Consider the following 16,464-nt stretch of genomic DNA (forward strand, 5'->3'; position numbering starts at 1 on the left):
GCAGTCGACATCGGTGCCCTGCGCGCGGCAGTGCCGATCATTTGTTGCCCCGCTTGCGTTCGAGCAGGGTCATCAGCAGCAGGGTGACCAGGGCAATGCCCATGAGCAGGGTGGCGGCGCTGTAGGCGCCGAAGGTGTTGTGGTCGTCCATGTACCTGGCGTGCACCAGCAGCGTCAGGGTCTGGGAGACGCCCGCGAAACCGGAGGACACCATGATCACCGCGCCGAACTCGCCGAGCGAGCGCGCCACGGTGAGCACGATGCCGTAGGTCAGGCCCCAGCGGATCGCGGGCAGCGTGATCCGCCAGAACGTCTGCCAGCGGGAGGCGCCGAGGGTCGCCGCGGCCTGCTCCTGATCGTCGCCGATCTCGTGCAGCACCGGCTCGACCTCGCGCACCACGAACGGCAGCGTCACGAAGATCGTCGCGATGATCATGCCGGGCAGTCCGAAGATCACCCGGAAGCCGGCCGAGTCGAGGCCGCCGAACCAGCCGCCCGCGCCCCACAGCATGATCAGCGCGACACCGACCACCACCGGCGATACCGCGAACGGCAGGTCGACGATGCCCTGTACCAGACTGCGGCCGGGGAACCGGCCGCGCACCAGCGCGATCGCGGTGATCACGCCGAAGACGACGTTCACCGGGACCACGATCGCCACGATGATCATCGACAGGTTGAACGCCGAGATCGCGGCAGGCGTGCTGATGGAATCGAGGAACGGACCGATCCCGTCGCCGAAGGTGCGGTAGAGGATCACCCCGAGCGGCAGCACCAGCAAGACGAACAGGTACCCGAGCGCGACGACGCGCAGCGAGAGCCGCACCGGTGTCGAGAGCTTCATCGCGCCTCCTGCTCCTTCCTGGCCGTCCGCTCGGCGAACAACCGCAGCACCAGCAGCGAGACGAAAGCGATGGCAAGCAGCGCCACCGAGACCGCGGCGGCCGCGACCGGCCGGTCGATCTCGATCTGCTGCTGGATGTACTGCGAGGCCATCTGGGTCTCGCGCGGGATATTGCCGCCGATCAGCACCACCGAGCCGTATTCGCCGATAGCGCGGGCGAAGGCCAGGCCGCCACCGCTGATGATCGCGGGCGTCAGGGTGGGCAGCACGATCCGCCGGAAGGTGGTCCAGTTGTCCGCACCCAGCGACAGCGCGGCTTGCTCCACTTCCTTGTCCACCTCGATCAGCACCGGCTGCACCGAGCGCACCACGAACGGCAGCGTGACGAACGCCAGCGCCACCACCAGACCCGGCTGGGTGGCGTTGAGGTGGATGTTGATCGGGCTCTCCGGCCCGTACAGCGACAGCAGCACGATGCTGGCCACGATGGTCGGCAGCGCGAACGGCAGATCGATCAGCGCGTTGACGATGCCCTTACCCGGGAAATCGTCGCGCACCAGCACCCAGGCGATCAGGGTGCCCATCACCACGTTGATCAGCGCGACGATCACCGAGACGAACACGGTGACCCGCAGCGAGGCCAGCGCGACCGGCGAGGTGACCGCCTCCCAGAAGCCGGACCAGCCCTCGTCGAAGGCGCTGACGGTGAGCGCGGCCAGTGGCAGCAGCACGATGATGCTGAGCCACAGCACCGCCGTGGCGATGCCGAGCGGGCCCACCGAGCCCGTCACCCGCAGCCACGACCAGTTCGGTCCCCGCGAGCCCGCGGCGGCGGGTTTGCTCAGCTCTGTGGTGGCGCCGGAACCGGGCGCGGGTTCGGTTCCGGCGCTGTTACTACTGTCTGTCACGGTGTCGAGTATCGCGTGTGTGCCGGCTCACCCGTCTACTTGGTGGCGTTGTCGTAGATGATGGCGATCTTGCCGGTACCCTGCGCGAACAGTTCGGCGTCGACCGTTTTCCAGCCACCGAGGTCGGCGATCGTGTACAGCTTCTCCGGTTGCGGGAAGTCGGCGGCGAATTCGGCGGCGACACCGGGATCGACCGGCCGGAACCCGGCCTCGGCCCAGGCGCGCTGGCCCTCGGTGGTGAACAGGAAGTCGCGGAAGGCTGTGGCCTTCTCCTTGTTCTTGCTGTTGTTGAGCACCGCGACCGGGTTCTCGATCTTGAAGGTGTCGGCCGGGACGATGTGCTCGACCGGGTCGCCGTTGCGTTCGATGAAGATCGCCTCGTTCTCATAGCTCAGCAGCACGTCGCCGGTGCCCTGCAGGAACGTCTCGGTGGCGTCGCGGCCGGACTTGGGCTGTACCCGCATGTGCTCGGGCGAGATCAGCTTCGACAGATAGTCCAGGCCGGCCTGCGGGTTCTTACCGCCCTCGCTCTTGGCCGCGTACGGCGCCAGCAGGTTCCACTTGGCCGAGCCGGAGCTGAACGGATTCGGGGTCACCACCTCGACGCCGGGCTTCAGCAGATCGTCCCAGGTCTTGATGCCCTTCGGATTGCCCTCGCGGACGACGATGGTGACCACCGAGCCGAACGGAATGCCCTTGGTGGCATCGGCATTCCAGCTCTCGTCGACCAGTCCGGCGTCCACCAGCCTGGTGACGTCGGGCTCCACGGAGAAGTTCACCACATCGGCCTGAGCGCCGTCCTTGACCTTGCGGGACTGGTCTCCGGAGGCACCGTAGGACTGCTGGACCGCCACGCCCTTGCCCGCCTCGGTCGCGTTGAACGCCGGGATCACCTTGTCGAAACCGGGCTTGGGCACCGCGTAGGCGTACAGGTTGATGGTGCCGCCACTGCCGTCGGCGACCTGGCCGTCGACCGAATCGCTGGCGCCGCCGCTGCACGCACTGAGCGCGAACGCCGCGATCGCGGTGAAAGCGATGGCGGCGCGGCGTCGGCGTGCGGTGAGCCGGCTGGTGCGTGACATGGGTTGGACCTTTCTCGGGGCCGCCATGAACTCGGGGGGTCTGGCGGAGAACATCGGGATCGACAACAGACCTGCCCTGACGGCAGTGGCGCGACTTACCGGCCGGAAGGGCCGCTGGGTTCGGGCAACGCTGCGAAAAAGGTGCGCACCAGTCTAGGAGGAGACGCGCAGAACTGCCCGGATCCGATCACCGACAGTGAATATCCGCGACAACGAGGCAGCCCACCGCGATCAACGCCAATTCATGGCGGACCTGCGGCACAACACTCGTCGACACCCGGCAGACTGTAGCAGAGCACTCGAGCCGATTCGAATCGACGAATCCCAGATCCACGGGGGAACCACCATGACCACCAGCCCGGACCGGCTGCGCACCCGGCTGCCCGAAATCAGCACGCGCGCCTGGGAACATCCGGCCGATCGCACCGCTCTGGTGGCGTTGCGCTCGCTCGGCGGCTTCGACCTGGTCCTGCGCACCCTGTCGGGGCTGCTACGCGAACGCCAGTACCGGCTGATGTATCTGGCGACGGCGGTACGCGTCGATGAACGCCAGTTCCGTTCCCTGCACCAGCTGCGGCAGGACTGCGTCGAGATTCTCGACGCGCCCACCACACCCGAACTGTTCGTCGTGCAGAGCCCGGAGGTGAACGCTTTCACCATCGGCATGGACAAGCCGTTCATCGTGCTGACCACCGGGCTGGTCGATCTGCTCGACCACGAGGAGATGCGCTTCACCATCGGCCATGAGCTCGGCCACGCGTTGTCCGGGCACGCGGTCTACCGCACGATGCTGATGCATCTGCTGCGGATGGCCGACGGCATGGGCTGGATGCCGATCGGCGGCTGGGCCCTGCGCGCCATTGTCGCCGCGCTGATGGAATGGAGCCGTAAATCCGAACTCTCCGGCGACCGGGCCGGCCTGCTGTGCGGGCAGGATGTGGAGGCCTCGGTGCGCGTGCATATGAAGCTGGCGGGCGGTGCGCGGGTCGGTGAGATGAATCTCGGCGCGTTCCTGGCCCAGGCCGAGGACTACGAGCGTTCCGGTGACCTGCGCGACGGCGTGCTCAAGCTGCTGAACCTGGAGCTGCAGAGCCACCCGTTCTCGGTGCTGCGGGCCGCCGAGCTGCGCCGCTGGATCCAGAGCGGTGACTACGAGCGCATCCTCGGCGGTGATTTTCCGCGGCGGGCGCACGATAAGAACGCCAAGATCAGCGATGAGATCAAAGAGGCGGCGCGCAGCTATCGCGACACCTTCGATCAGTCCGAGGATCCGTTGATCCGGACGGTGCGCACGCTGGGGCGCGATGTGGGCGCCGCGGTGAACACCGTCGGCCAGGAGGTCGGCGGCGCGGTGGCCGATCTCGGCAAACGGTTCACCGAATGGCGACGGGGTTCGGACTCGGTCAGCGAGTGAAGAACCAGGCCACCAGCACCAGCACCAGCAGGGCGACCAGGGCCAGCTGAACCCGCGAGCGTGGCATCAGCGGGCTCCGCTCTGCGCGTGCTCGCGGGGCTCGACCAGCGGTTCCACCGGAGCCGCCTGCGCCAGCCGAGCCGAACGATAGCGGCCCGCCCGGACCCGATGCTGAGCCAGCGCGACCCGATGCTGGACGACCTTCAACGAGCGGTCGAGCACGTAGGCGATGGCGAAGCTGATCGGCACCATGCCCACCAGCACCACCAGGAACTGCGGGATGAACGGAAGTCCCGCCACCCACAGTTCGAAGCCGTCCCACCAACCCGCTATGCGATCCACGATCACCAGCCTAATCGACGCCGGGCAGCGGCCTCCGTCCTCGGCACGGCCCGAGCGTTGACCTCAACCGTGGTTGAGAGTGCAACCTGGAAGGCATGACACGAGCAGCGGAATTCTGGAACACCGTCTACGACAACGACACCGCCCCCTGGGTGATCGGCGAACCGCAGCCCGCGATCGTCGAGCTCGAACGCACCGGGGCGATCCGGGGCCGGGTGCTCGATCCCGGCAGCGGCGCCGGTGAGCACACGATTCTGCTCACCACACTCGGGTACGACGTGCTCGGCATCGACCTGTCGCCGAGTGCGGTCGACTACGCCCGCCGCAATGCCGCCGCCAAGGGCGCGCCGAACGCGCGGTTCGAGGTGGTCGATGTACTGGCCATCGCCGAACACCGGCCGGATGATTTCGGCCCCTTCGACACCATCGTCGACAGCGCACTGTTCCACGTCTTCGGCGAGGACCCCGAGGCCAGGGCCACCTACGTGCGTGGTTTGCACGCGATCTGCGCGCCGGGCGGGACGGTACACATCCTGGCGCTCTCCGATGCCGAACCCGGATTCGGTCCGCGGATCAGCGATGCGATCATCCGGGACGCCTTCACCGACGGCTGGGAGGTCGAGGAGCTGCGTCCGGCCAGGTACCGCGGCCGCAATACCGAGGTCGTGGCCGATGAGGTCGCCCGGCTCGGGCTGCCGCAGGACGGCCCGATCGATACCGCGGCCTGGCTGGCCCGCATCCGCCGAGTGTGAGAGCCGACCGCGCCGGTGGCGGGTTCGGTCACCGGCGCGGTGCGGTGGACGCACCCCGGCTCGGACGCGATCATGAGGTTATGGCGATCTCCGAGGAGCAGGTCCAGCAGACGGCGCATTCGCTCATCGAATCCCGGCACCGCTCGAATTTCCCGCCGATCGACGACTATGCCTTCCTGTCGGACTGCGAAACCACCTGCCTGATCGCCAGCAACGGCTCGGTCGAGTGGATGTGTGTGCCACGCCCGGATTCGCCGAGTGTGTTCGGTGCGATGCTCGATCGCAACGCAGGCCATTTCCGGATCGGCCCGTACGGACGCAATGTGCCGGCAGCGCGGCGCTATCTGCCGGGCGGCATCATCCTGGAAACCACCTGGCAGACCGCGACCGGCTGGCTGATCGTGCGCGACGCGCTGATACTCGGGCCGTGGCACAACAACTTTCAGCGCAGCAAGACCCACCGGCGCACGCCGATGGACTGGGACGCCGAGCACATGCTGCTGCGCACCGTGAAATGCGTCAGCGGCATCGTCGAACTGGAGATGAGCTGCGAGCCCTCCTTCGACTACCACCGGGAGACGGCGCACTGGGAGTACACCGGCAAGGTGTACGAGGAGGCCACCGCGCAATGCGCCGCCGACCCGAGCGCGGGCCCGACGCTGGTGCTCACCACGGATCTGCGCCTGGGCATCGAGGGCCGGGAGGCGCGCGCCCGCACCCGGATGGAAGAGGGCGATCAGGTGTATGTGGCCTTGACCTGGTCGGAACTACCGGCGCCGCAGACCTTCGACGAAGCGGCGCAGAAGATGTGGACCACCACCGAATGCTGGCGGCAATGGATCACGCTCGGCAAATTCCCCGACCATCCCTGGCGTAGCTACTTGCAGCGCAGCGCGCTCACGCTCAAAGGCCTGACCTACGCGCCCACCGGTGCGCTGATGGCGGCGCCGACCACGTCGCTGCCGGAAACACCGGGCGGGGAACGCAATTGGGACTACCGCTACAGCTGGGTGCGGGATTCGACCTTCGCCCTGTGGGGCCTGTACACCCTCGGCCTCGACCGCGAGGCCGACGACTTCTTCGCCTTCCTCAACGACGCGACCACCGGCCCGGACGGTGAACCCGTTCCGCTGCAGGTGCTCTACGGGATCGGCGGCGAACGCACACTCACCGAGACCACCCTCGACCACCTGTCCGGGTACGACTCGGCGCGACCGGTGCGCATCGGCAACGGCGCCTATGCCCAGGATCAGCACGATATCTGGGGCACCATGCTCGATTCGGTGTATTTGCACGTCAAATCGCGCCAGCATGTGCCGGAGACATTGTGGCCGCTGCTGGAACGTCAAGTGGGAGCGGCGATCCGGCACTGGCGCGAACCCGATCGCGGCATCTGGGAGGTGCGCGGCGAGCCGCAGCATTTCACCTCCTCGAAGATCATGTGCTGGGTGGCGCTGGACCGCGGTGCGAAACTGGCCGAGCTGCACGGCGAGCTGGAGATCTCGGCCCGCTGGTACGCCATCGCCGAGGAGATCAAAGACGATGTGCTCACCCACGGCGTCGACGCCGACGGCGTGCTCACCCAGACCTACGGCGGCAGCACTCTCGACGCTTCCCTGCTGCTGGCGGTGCTGACCCGTTTCCTGCCACCCGACGATCACCGCATCCGCGCCACCGTCCTCGCCATCGCCGACCGGCTCACCGAGAACGGCCTGGTGCTGCGCTACCGCACCGAAACCACCGACGACGGACTCTCCGGCACCGAGGGCACCTTCACCATCTGCTCGTTCTGGCTGGTGTCTGCGCTGGTGGAGATCGGTGAACTACCGCGGGCCAGGCAGCTGTGCGAACGGCTGCTCGGCTACGCCAGCCCGCTGCGGCTCTACGCCGAGGAGATCGAACCGCACAGCGGCCGCCATCTCGGCAATTTCCCGCAGGCCTTCACCCATCTGGCGTTGATCAACGCGGTCACCCACATCATCCGCGCCGAGGAGGCGGGTGAGGCCGGACGGTTCCGGCCCGCGCATACCCCGGCCACCCAGCACGGGTAGCGGCTTGGTCGTCGCACCGGCCGGGATGCCAGGTGGGATGCTTCTCCGGGCCCGGCCGGCTCAGGCGGTGACCAAGGCGTCGGCGCGTTCGCGCACCGCGCGCAATGTCGCCATATCGGCGTCGATCCGGTCCAGCCGGTCACGCCCGCCCTCGCCGTATTTGGCGCCCGCCTCCTCGGCGACCCGCAACGCTTCGTCGGCGCTGCGCAGCACGTCGGTGGCGATCTCGGTGAAATGGTCGCGCAGCGCGCGTTGGGTCGCGCGCAGGCGATTGCGGGATTCCTTGCTCACCTGGAACACGACATCGTCCATCAGGCGGGCCACCGCCACCTTGGCCTCGGCCTGCCGCCGCTGCTTACGGGCCCGGCGGTCGTCCCACAGCGCGTTGATACCCAGCAGCACACCGGCGCCGGCCGAATACCAGTTCACCAGCGACATTCCGAGCAGGCTGGTGGCAAGACCGACCATCAAGATGCCGCCGTAGGAACCGCGCAGGGCTGAAAGGAACTGCTGGGTGAGGCTGGTCTTCGCGCTTTCCAACGGCTCCAGCGGCGCCACCTGTTCGAGCACCTCACCAGGCTGCTCCAACCGCACCTCCGGTAGCTGCGGGGCACGATGATCGGCCGGGAATTTCGCCGCCACCTGCTCCGACAGCTCCACCGATCGGTAGTGCGCCATCGCGAAGTTCTCCTCGACGGCCTCACAGATGCGGGCGTCCAGGTCGGCGCCGAATTCGTTCCAGCGCCGCGCCGGGTCGGTCTGGGCGATCTCGGCCTCCGCGTCGCGGACCAGGCTGCGCAGGCGGTGACGTAGATCGTGTTCGATATCGGCCATCAGCTCGGTACTGCCGTCGGCCAGGGTGACCTGCCAGTTGGCGGTCCGTTGACGCAGCTGATCGGCCTCGTCGCGGGCGGCCGCCAGCTGTGCGGTGATCTCCGAGCGCCGACGTGGATCACGCAGGGTTTCCGCTTCGGTGCGCAGCGAAGCGGCCAGATGGTCGCAGACCAGCCGGATATCGCCCGCCGCCGCTTCGGTGGCCACCTCGTCGGCGCGGTTGACGATGAAATCGCGCAGATGATCGACCAGCTGCGGCACACCGGATTCGATATCGCGCTGGTAGTTGCCCACCAATCCGGCCTGCCGATGCATCTCCGCCGATACCGGGGCGACCGCGAAACCGAGGCCGGCGGCGTCGAGCAGATCCCGGTTGCGCTGCTGAGTATGTGCCCAATGCGAGTGCACGTCGATCTTGTTCAGCACGCAGACCACGGTCGGGCAGATCTGCTGGATGCGCTGCAGATGGCTGATCTGGTCGGGTGTCAGCTCGGCGGCGGCGTCACCGACGTAGAGCACGGCGTCGGCGGCGGCGATCATCGACCAGGTGGTGTTGTCCTCACGGGCCGCGCCCGGCGCGTCCATCAGCACCACGCCCTCGGCCAGCAGCGGGCTCGGCTGGGTGAACTCGGCCCGGATGACGCCCTTGGCATTGAGTGCGGGCGCCGGATCGAGCGGGTCGACCGGCTGACGTTCGATCCGGCCGCCACCCAGCGACCGCACCAGGGTGGCCGTCGGCTCCGGGCCGTGCTCGATGATGACGGGAACGCTGATCGGGCTGTCGGTGGCGCTGATCTTCGCCCCGACGAGGGCGTTGACCAGGCTACTCATCCCGCTCTTCGGGTCACCGACCACCACGAGCCGCACCCGTGGATCGCTCACCCTGCCCCGGACCATGCTCAGCCGGCCGCCGAGATCGTCACGGCCGGCGGACCGGGTCAGCTCCCGCAGTTCGTCGATGATCCGGATGAGCGGGGCCATGGCGTCCGGATGTTTCACGGTCGCGGCCTCGAGTCCGGCTGCGGCAGACAACCCTGCTCCTTACTATCGTCGCTGTCGTCGAATCTCTCGCACGCTGTCGGCTCTCATTCGATCATGGCGCCCGCGAGCGCCGTCAACCCGTCCCGCTTCGCCCGGTCACATCATCGCGGGGTCCACGTGCGCGACCACATGGTGGGTCTGCGCCATGGCGGACTCCGGCAGCAGGGCGCCGCTGAGCTCACCACCGGCCAGACCGTAGGGGCTGTGATCGGCGAACGAGGCCACCGCGAGCAATGCCGGATCATGCGAACCGGAGTCGTAGTCGGCGATCGGCTTGACGCCGACCTGCGGTTTCATCGTCGGAGCCGGGTTGTTCGGCTGGATGTCCACGGTCGGCGCCTGGGTGGGCGGATCGTAGGTCGGTGCCGTAGGCCGAGGGGCGCTCACCGTCGGAACATCGGCGGTGGGCACGTCCGCGGTGGGGACATCGGCGGTGGGCACGTCGGCGGTGGGCCGGTCCACCGTCGAGGGCAGATCCGCCGTGGTCGGGGTGTCGACCGTCGGCTGCGGCCGAGTGCTCGGCTCCGGAGCGTCGGTGGTCTGCGGGCGGGTGGTGGCGCCGCCGGTGCTTCCGGGCGTGGTGACGTCGTCGTCCGGATCCGACGTGGACGGGCGGGTGCTCGGCTGGCTGCCGCTCGCGCCCGGGGTCTTGGTGATCGGATCGTCGGAGGTCGAGCTACCTGGCCGGGTGGTGACGCTCGCGCCAGGCAGCTTGGTCACGCTCACATCGGGCGTGGAGGTGCTCGGGTCCGGCGAGGTGGTCTTGCCAGGCGTGGTCGGGGTCGGCAGCGTCGAGGTGACCGTGGTCGTCCCGCCAGGGGTGGTGCCGGGTGTCATCTGGGTCGGATCGTCGATTCCGGTGCCCGGCGGCGTCGGCCGCTCGGCGGGCACCGAGCGTTCGAAGATCGCCGGGACCGCCGCTGCGGGGGCGGTGAGCGGGGACGGGCCCGGCGGCGGCGCGATCACATTCGCGATCGGTGACGTCGCGGCGTCGGGCTGGATGGTGGTTTGCAGTGGCGTCGCCACCACCGGCTGGGCTACCGCTGCCGGGGCGACGGCCGCGGGGGCGGGCGCCGGAACCGGGGCGATCGCGGCCGGCGCGACGGAGGCGGCGGGTGCGACCGGCGCGGGCGCGGGAGCGGGCGCCACGGGAGAGACCGGGGCCGCGGCGGCAGGAGCCGAATGCGGGGCGGCCGTCGCCGAATGCGTGGCTCCGTGCGACGCCGACTGCGCGGCCGAAGCGCCGGTCGCGGCCGAACCCGCACCGCCGGCGTGCGGCATGGTGACACCGCCGACCAGGCCCTGATGCGCGCCGCCCGGCTCCCCTGCCTCGGCAGCGGAACGCGAACCGTCCGGTACCCGGATACCGTCGGCCAGCCAGTCGGTGTACTGGTCGAGCTCATCGCCGACGTTGCCGATGCCGAAGTCGACCTTCATCGCGGTGTTCAGGTAGATGCCGTCCGCACCGATGCCGAAGTCGACGCTCAGCTCGGTGCCGAGGAACACCCCGAGATTGTCGCCGTTGCCGATACCGTCGAACGGGTCGCCCGCGCTGGGCGCCCCGGGAGCGGCGGCGTCCGGCTGGGCCACGGGCGAGGCGCCCGGCAGCCCGAAGGGGTTGGAGCCGGGGGCGACGAAGCCATTGGTGCCGGGCAGCCCGAAGCCGTGCCCGGCCTGGCCGAGCCCGTGCCCTGGCAGGCCGAAGCCCTGCCCACCGGGCTCCGCGAGCTCGTCCCCGCCGGTGCCAGGCAGTCCGAATCCGTTCGATGGCCCACCGGTCCCCGGGATTCCACCAAGACCTGGCACGCCCTCGGACGTCGAACCGGGCAGACCACCGAGACCGGGGACGCCCTCGCCGGAGGCGCCGGGAATGCCACCGAGCCCGGGCACGCCGTCACCGCCGGCGCCGGGGATGCCACCGAGCCCAGGAACGCCCTCACCGCTCGAACCGGGCACGCGCATACCGTCGGAACCGTTGCCGGGCAACGACGGCAGTCCCAAACCCGCGTCGGTACCGCCGCCCGCGCCGCCGCTGCCGACACCGCCGTCCAGCCGGGGCAGCGGCATGGTGACCCACGGGTCGGCCCCGGGATCGTCGACCGCGGGCCCCTGATCGGCGACCGGAGTCTGGGTGTACTCGCCGGGAGCGGGATCCGGGAAGGTGAGCACCGGGCTCGGAACATCGGGATCGGGATCACTGTTGCGGGCCCAGCCGGCATTCCAGCTGTCCAGGTGGTGTTCGTTGCCCGGCTGAGCCGGAACTCCACCGCCGTTGGCGGCCACCAGTGCGCCGCCGGTGACGTATGCGCCGCCCCTTGCTACCCGCGCGACACCACTCGCTACACGGTAGGCAGTGTCGCCGCCACGCTCGTCGGCATCGAAATCGCCGTCGAAGGGCAGGTCACGCGTCATACGACAACTCCACTCTCGGGTCTTCCAGCATCCTCACCACGCCGGACCGACCGAGAGTGAAGATCAGGTACCACCATATTTGTGCAGAACCCAGCTGTCACATCCTCCGGGACGCTGAAAAAGTTAACAACGCCACGCGAATTGCTCCAGCCCCCAGTTACCGGGTGGCGACGCCGGCACCGGCCGACGCGCCATTATCCCTGAACAGACCCGAGATCGCGCGCTATTTCTTATCTTTCGGCTTATCCGACTGCGCGTCCGAGGACAGTGCCGCGACGAAGGCCTCCTGCGGGACGTCCACCCGGCCGATGGTCTTCATCCGCTTCTTGCCTTCCTTCTGCTTCTCCAGCAGCTTGCGCTTACGGCTGATGTCACCGCCGTAGCACTTGGCGAGCACGTCCTTGCGGATGGCGCGGATGTTCTCCCGGGCAATGATTTTCGAGCCGATGGCGGCCTGGATCGGCACCTCGAACTGCTGGCGCGGGATCAGCTCGCGCAGCTTGGTGGTCATCTTATGGCCGTAGGCCTGCGCCGCATCGCGGTGCACGATGGCACTGAACGCGTCGACGGCCTCACCCTGCAACAGGATATCCACCTTGACCAGCTGCGATTCCTGCTCGCCCGCCTCTTCGTAGTCGAGGCTGGCATAGCCGCGGGTGCGCGATTTCAGCGAATCGAAGAAGTCGAAGATGATCTCGGCCATCGGCAGCGTGTAGCGCAGCTCCACCCGGGTCTCCGACAGGTAGTCCATGCCGCCGAGTTCGCCGCGACGCGACTGGCACAGCTCCATGATCGAGCCGATGAACTCGCTCGGAGAGATGATGGTGCACTTCACGACCGGCTCGAAGACGCGGCGCACCTTGCCTTCCGGCCAGTACGACGGGTTGGTGACGACCTGCTCGCTGCCGTCCTCCATCTCCACCCGGTAGACCACGTTGGGCGCGGTGGAGATCAGGTCCAGGTCGAATTCGCGCTGCAACCGCTCGCGGGTGATCTCCATGTGCAGCAGACCGAGGAAGCCGCAACGGAATCCGAAGCCCAGCGCCACCGACGTTTCCGGGGTGTAGGTCAGCGCGGCATCGTTGAGCTGCAATTTCTCCAGGGCATCGCGCAGATCCGGGTAGTCGGAGCCGTCGACGGGGTACAGGCCGGAGTACACCATGGGGCGCGGTTCGCGGTATCCGGTGAGCGGTTCGGTGGCGCCGCCGCGAGCCGCGGTGACGGTATCGCCGACCTTCGACTGGCGCACATCCTTCACGCCGGTGATCAGATAACCCACCTCGCCGACGCCGAGGCCCTGCGTCGGTTTGGGCTCGGGCGAGACGATGCCGATCTCGAGCAACTCGTGGGTCGCGCCGGTGGACATCATCTTGATCTTCTCGCGCGGGGTGAGCTTGCCGTCCACCACGCGGATGTAGGTCACCACGCCGCGATAGGTGTCGTAGACCGAGTCGAAGATCATCGCGCGCGCCGGTGCGTCGGCCTCGCCCTGCGGCGGCGGGACCTGCGCGATCACCTCGTCGAGCAGTTCGGCCACCCCGACGCCGGTCTTACCGGAGACGCGCAGCACGTCCGAAGGCTCGCAGCCGACGATGTGCGCCAGCTCGGCCGCATAGCGGTCGGGATCGGCGGCGGGCAGATCGATCTTGTTGAGCACCGGGATGATCGTCAGATCCTTGTCCAGCGCCAGGTACAGGTTGGCCAGGGTCTGCGCCTCGATCCCCTGCGCGGCGTCCACCAGCAGGATCGCGCCCTCACAGGCCTCCAGCGCGCGCGAGACCTCGTAGGTGAAGTCGACGTGGCCAGGGGTGTCGATGAGGTGCAGAACGAAGTCGGTGCCCTCGTGTTCGCCGCTGCGCGGGGTCCACGGCAGCCGGACGTTCTGGGCCTTGATGGTGATGCCGCGTTCGCGCTCGATGTCCATCCGGTCCAGATACTGAGCGCGCATCTGCCGCTCCTCGACCACTCCGGTCAGTTGCAGCATCCGGTCGGCCAGCGTCGACTTGCCGTGGTCGATGTGCGCGATGATGCAGAAGTTCCGGATCCGCGACGGATCGGTGAACGTCGTGTCGGCGAAGCTGGCGGGCACTCCACTCCTCATTCGGGTATCGGCGAACTGCGCTCCATCGTCCCATGGGTAGGGGCAGGCACCCTCCGCTGGCCCGTGCATTGCCGCAATTACCGGCGGCCACACGATGATCGGGGGCCCGCGGACCGCTTCGGTGCGGATGTGATCGCGGCGGCTCGCCGTTATATTCCAGTGATGGCCCGCAGTTGGAACTCTCTCGGCAAGCAGCTCGGCCTCATCGCGAAGGAGCAGGGTCCCAAGATCGTCAAGTCGCAGGCGCCGAAGCTGGTCGGCAAATTGCAGCGCTCCAGCCTGCTGGAGCGGGCAGTCGGATCGCTGGCGCCACCGCGCAAAGCCGCCGCCGTGCCGGTTCGCCCGGCCGCCTCCACCCCCGTGCCCACCGCCGAGCGCGCCCGCCACATCGTCTACGCCCCGCACCTGGACGGGCGGGCCGACCCGGGCGAGATCGTGTGGACCTGGGTGCCGTTCGAGGAAGACCCGGCCAATGGCAAGGACCGGCCGGTGCTCGTGGTCGGCCGCGACCGCCGCACCCTGCTCGGGCTGATGCTGTCGTCGAATCCGGTGCGCGCCCACGATCGCAACTGGGTCGGGATCGGCAGCGGCAGCTGGGACCACGACGGCCGTCCGAGCTGGGTCCGCCTCGACCGGGTGCTCGATGTTCCGGAAGCTGGCATCCGCCGCGAGGGCGCCATCCTGCCGCGCAAGACCTTCGATGTGATCGCGCACCGGCTGGTCATCGAATACAACTGGAGCTGAACGACGGCAGCCCCCGCGCCGATCCGGTCGACGCGGGGGCTGCCGATTGCGGGGATCAGCTGATCATCTCGCGGGACCGGCCGAACAGCATGCCGTAGATCAGGGCGCCGAGGCAGCCGCCGATCAGCGGAAAGACCACGAAGGCCCAGGACTGGGCCATCGCGCCATCCTGATAGGGCGCGACACCGAGGCTGCGGGCCGGATTGACGGAGGTGTTGTCGACCGGGATGGAGATCAGGTGGATGACCGCCAGCGTCACACCGATCGACAATCCGGCCAGCGGGACATCGGAGATCTGATCGGTGGAGGCCAGCACCACGAACACCAGCAGCGCCGTCAACATCACCTCGACGATGATCATGGCCGCCATGCCGTAACCGTCCTGGATCACCACCTGCCCGAGCGGGCCGGTCTGCGCGGACGGACTGTGCTCACCCCAGCCGTTGGCACCGAGCCCGTCGACCGAGCGGTCGTAGGACGGCAGATTCTTCGCGATGGCGAACAGCACAAGGCCGGACAGGAACGCGCCGATCAGCTGGGCGATGACGTAGCCGACCGCGCTCACCGTGGACAACCGGCCCATCAGCAGCTGACCGATCGTCACCGCCGGGTTCACGTGGCACCCGGAGATCGGGCCGATGGCGTAGACGAGGAACATCAGGGTGAGACCGAAGGCCAGCGCCACCCCGAGCGCACCGACTTTATCGCCGGCCAGAACCGCGGTACCGACACCGCCCATGACCAGAATGAAGGTGCCGAGCGCCTCCGCGGCCCATTTCTTGGGCTCGGGTATCGGCTTCAGCTCGGCGGCTTCCTCGACGACTTCCTGCGCAGTAGGTGACATGGCATCCGCCTTCCGAGAGGATCGTCCCCGCCACGGCGGAGAACACACCGGGTAGTCCTGGGTCCTGCTGGAAAAACTGGTACGGCCGAAGTGAAACGGAACGTTACGCGAGGTAATCGACCTGCACAATGATTTCGCGGATGGTTCGGTGCGGTGTCGATGCGGGTCGGCCGCGCTGAGCCCGCGCCTGCCGCGTTGCCGGTACCCGCAAACCGCCTTGCCCGCGCCCGCGTACCCGGCCTCGGCTCGGGGACCGATTTCGTGTGCCGCGAGCGTGCTGGTACCCTCGATCTTCGGCGCAGCGTTACCGATGCCCGGCGTAATCGCAGGGCGCGATGCGCGCTACCAGACTTCAGAGACATCCATCAGCGACAAAGGAAACCAGAGGATACAGGCGTGGCCAACATCAAGTCCCAGATGAAGCGGATCCGGACCAACGAGGAAGCGCGTCAGCGCAACCAGTCGGTGAAGTCCGCGCTGCGCACCGCCATCCGTAGCTTCCGCGAAGCCGCTGCCGCCGGCGACAAGGATGCCGCCGCCGAGCGTCTGCGCTTCGTGAGCCGCAAGCTCGACAAGGCCGCCTCGAAGGGCGTCATCCACGCCAACCAGGCCGCCAACAAGAAGTCGGCCCTCTCGCTGGCCTTCAACAAGCTCTGATCCACCCGGTACCGCTCGGTACCGTCTCGACGCTCCAGCCGCCGCGGCCACGACGACCGCGGCGGCTTTCGCTGTCTGCCCGGCGCGCCCCCAGCGGTCGCGCTGCTGTCGGCCGGCTGCCGTACGATTCGCCCCATGGTGACCCTGTATGCGAATCAGACCGTGGTGCGTGCCGAGGATCTCCCGGAGGTGATCCGCGCCGCCGAGGTGCTCAATATCGGGGTGAAGATCGAGAACGTGGCCGTCCCGCTCGGTGACGACACCTACTCGATGGAATGGATCGTCACCCGCGAGGAGGAGGCGCCCGCCTACGAGGAGTGGGACGGCCGCTACGAGGAATCCGACGACGAAGAACCGGCCGAGCTCACCGCCGTCGACTAGCGCGAACCCGCCAGACCCTCCCCCGGCCCGCTGCCTCGTGCAGCGGGCCGATCATCA

15 protein-coding genes are annotated in these 16,464 nt (G+C 68.2%); 6 read left to right on the top strand and 9 right to left on the bottom strand.

The genetic code is table 11. The features are described 5' to 3' along the window. Positions 1-37: 37 nt before the first annotated feature. The 4 genes from cysW to GV790_RS31885 form a co-directional block, all read right to left on the bottom strand. Positions 38-844 (bottom strand): sulfate ABC transporter permease subunit CysW, encoded by an 807-nt coding sequence (cysW, locus tag GV790_RS15635; protein WP_163814089.1) that lies wholly within the window; start codon positions 842-844, stop codon positions 38-40. Next, positions 841-1,689 (bottom strand): sulfate ABC transporter permease subunit CysT, encoded by an 849-nt coding sequence (cysT, locus tag GV790_RS15640; protein WP_178127973.1) that lies wholly within the window; start codon positions 1,687-1,689, stop codon positions 841-843. The genes cysW and cysT overlap by 4 nt, the downstream gene beginning before the upstream one ends. Before the next feature lie 98 nt (positions 1,690-1,787). Next, a complete protein-coding gene (locus GV790_RS15645) occupies positions 1,788-2,834 on the bottom strand; it encodes a sulfate ABC transporter substrate-binding protein (protein ID WP_163814091.1) in 1,047 nt (348 codons plus the stop codon). A 187-nt stretch (positions 2,835-3,021) separates the two neighbouring features. Next, positions 3,022-3,246: an Ms4533A family Cys-rich leader peptide gene (locus GV790_RS31885; RefSeq protein WP_375139397.1), complete on the bottom strand. Its 225-nt coding sequence runs from the start codon at positions 3,244-3,246 to the stop codon at positions 3,022-3,024. Between GV790_RS31885 and GV790_RS15650 the strand changes: the two genes are divergently transcribed. Then, positions 3,181-4,248, top strand: coding sequence for a M48 family metallopeptidase (locus GV790_RS15650; RefSeq protein WP_163814092.1), 1,068 nt, complete (start codon positions 3,181-3,183; stop codon positions 4,246-4,248). The two genes, GV790_RS31885 and GV790_RS15650, sit on opposite strands and share 66 nt — an antisense overlap. 66 nt (positions 4,249-4,314) lie before the next feature. Here GV790_RS15650 and GV790_RS15655 read toward each other — a convergent pair whose 3' ends face one another. Beyond that, the gene (locus tag GV790_RS15655) at positions 4,315-4,590 is read right to left on the bottom strand and encodes a hypothetical protein (RefSeq protein WP_163814093.1); all 276 of its coding nucleotides are present in this window, start codon (positions 4,588-4,590) and stop codon (positions 4,315-4,317) included. Positions 4,591-4,685: 95 nt separating this feature from the next. On the opposite strand from GV790_RS15655, the gene GV790_RS15660 reads away from it, so the two are divergent. Both GV790_RS15660 and GV790_RS15665 read left to right on the top strand, forming a co-directional pair. Further along, entirely contained in the window at positions 4,686-5,342 is a 657-nt protein-coding gene (locus tag GV790_RS15660) for a class I SAM-dependent methyltransferase (RefSeq protein WP_163814094.1), read from the top strand. 80 nt (positions 5,343-5,422) lie between these two features. Then, the gene (locus tag GV790_RS15665) at positions 5,423-7,393 is read left to right on the top strand and encodes a glycoside hydrolase family 15 protein (RefSeq protein WP_163814095.1); all 1,971 of its coding nucleotides are present in this window, start codon (positions 5,423-5,425) and stop codon (positions 7,391-7,393) included. 60 nt (positions 7,394-7,453) lie between these two features. Here the strand turns inward: GV790_RS15665 and GV790_RS15670 are convergent, their stop codons facing one another. The 3 genes from GV790_RS15670 to lepA form a co-directional block, all read right to left on the bottom strand. Beyond that, complete coding sequence (locus GV790_RS15670) at positions 7,454-9,259, bottom strand: dynamin family protein (RefSeq protein ID WP_163814096.1); 1,806 nt, start codon at positions 9,257-9,259, stop codon at positions 7,454-7,456. Between the two features lie 105 nt (positions 9,260-9,364). Continuing rightward, positions 9,365-11,680, bottom strand: coding sequence for a hypothetical protein (locus tag GV790_RS31655; protein WP_163814097.1), 2,316 nt, complete (start codon positions 11,678-11,680; stop codon positions 9,365-9,367). A 223-nt stretch (positions 11,681-11,903) separates the two neighbouring features. Next, the gene (lepA, locus tag GV790_RS15680; protein ID WP_130919267.1) at positions 11,904-13,781 is read right to left on the bottom strand and encodes a translation elongation factor 4; all 1,878 of its coding nucleotides are present in this window, start codon (positions 13,779-13,781) and stop codon (positions 11,904-11,906) included. Positions 13,782-13,943: 162 nt separating this feature from the next. Between lepA and GV790_RS15685 the strand changes: the two genes are divergently transcribed. Further along, positions 13,944-14,525 carry a type II toxin-antitoxin system PemK/MazF family toxin gene (locus GV790_RS15685; RefSeq protein ID WP_163814098.1) on the top strand — a complete coding sequence of 194 codons (582 nt, stop codon included), beginning with the start codon at positions 13,944-13,946 and terminating at the stop codon, positions 14,523-14,525. Between the two features lie 55 nt (positions 14,526-14,580). On the opposite strand, the gene GV790_RS15690 is transcribed toward GV790_RS15685, so the two are convergent. After that, positions 14,581-15,369 (bottom strand): aquaporin, encoded by a 789-nt coding sequence (locus GV790_RS15690; RefSeq protein WP_163814099.1) that lies wholly within the window; start codon positions 15,367-15,369, stop codon positions 14,581-14,583. A 396-nt stretch (positions 15,370-15,765) separates the two neighbouring features. Here GV790_RS15690 and rpsT point away from each other — a divergent pair, with 396 nt between their 5' ends. Then, a complete protein-coding gene (rpsT, locus tag GV790_RS15695; RefSeq protein ID WP_014349721.1) occupies positions 15,766-16,026 on the top strand; it encodes a 30S ribosomal protein S20 in 261 nt (86 codons plus the stop codon). Positions 16,027-16,161: 135 nt separating this feature from the next. Further along, positions 16,162-16,407, top strand: a complete 246-nt coding sequence (locus tag GV790_RS15700; RefSeq protein ID WP_163814100.1) for a hypothetical protein — start codon at positions 16,162-16,164, stop codon at positions 16,405-16,407. Positions 16,408-16,464: the final 57 nt, after the last annotated feature.

The organism is Nocardia cyriacigeorgica, from assembly GCF_010858045.1.
GTDB classification, from domain to species: Bacteria; Actinomycetota; Actinomycetes; order Mycobacteriales; family Mycobacteriaceae; genus Nocardia; species Nocardia cyriacigeorgica_E.

What these genes read in the sequence shown, in the direction of transcription:
- cysW (WP_163814089.1), bottom strand. Translation starts at nt 844, where the DNA reads ATGAAGCTCTCGACACCGGTGCGGCTCTCGCTGCGCGTCGTCGCGCTC.
- GV790_RS15645 (WP_163814091.1), bottom strand. Translation starts at nt 2,834, where the DNA reads ATGTCACGCACCAGCCGGCTCACCGCACGCCGACGCCGCGCCGCCATC.
- GV790_RS15650 (WP_163814092.1), top strand. Translation starts at nt 3,181, where the DNA reads ATGACCACCAGCCCGGACCGGCTGCGCACCCGGCTGCCCGAAATCAGC.
- GV790_RS31885 (WP_375139397.1), bottom strand. Translation starts at nt 3,246, where the DNA reads ATGTTCCCAGGCGCGCGTGCTGATTTCGGGCAGCCGGGTGCGCAGCCG.
- GV790_RS15660 (WP_163814094.1), top strand. Translation starts at nt 4,686, where the DNA reads ATGACACGAGCAGCGGAATTCTGGAACACCGTCTACGACAACGACACC.
- GV790_RS15665 (WP_163814095.1), top strand. Translation starts at nt 5,423, where the DNA reads ATGGCGATCTCCGAGGAGCAGGTCCAGCAGACGGCGCATTCGCTCATC.
- GV790_RS31655 (WP_163814097.1), bottom strand. Translation starts at nt 11,680, where the DNA reads ATGACGCGTGACCTGCCCTTCGACGGCGATTTCGATGCCGACGAGCGT.
- lepA (WP_130919267.1), bottom strand. Translation starts at nt 13,781, where the DNA reads ATGAGGAGTGGAGTGCCCGCCAGCTTCGCCGACACGACGTTCACCGAT.
- GV790_RS15685 (WP_163814098.1), top strand. Translation starts at nt 13,944, where the DNA reads ATGGCCCGCAGTTGGAACTCTCTCGGCAAGCAGCTCGGCCTCATCGCG.
- GV790_RS15690 (WP_163814099.1), bottom strand. Translation starts at nt 15,369, where the DNA reads ATGTCACCTACTGCGCAGGAAGTCGTCGAGGAAGCCGCCGAGCTGAAG.
- GV790_RS15700 (WP_163814100.1), top strand. Translation starts at nt 16,162, where the DNA reads ATGGTGACCCTGTATGCGAATCAGACCGTGGTGCGTGCCGAGGATCTC.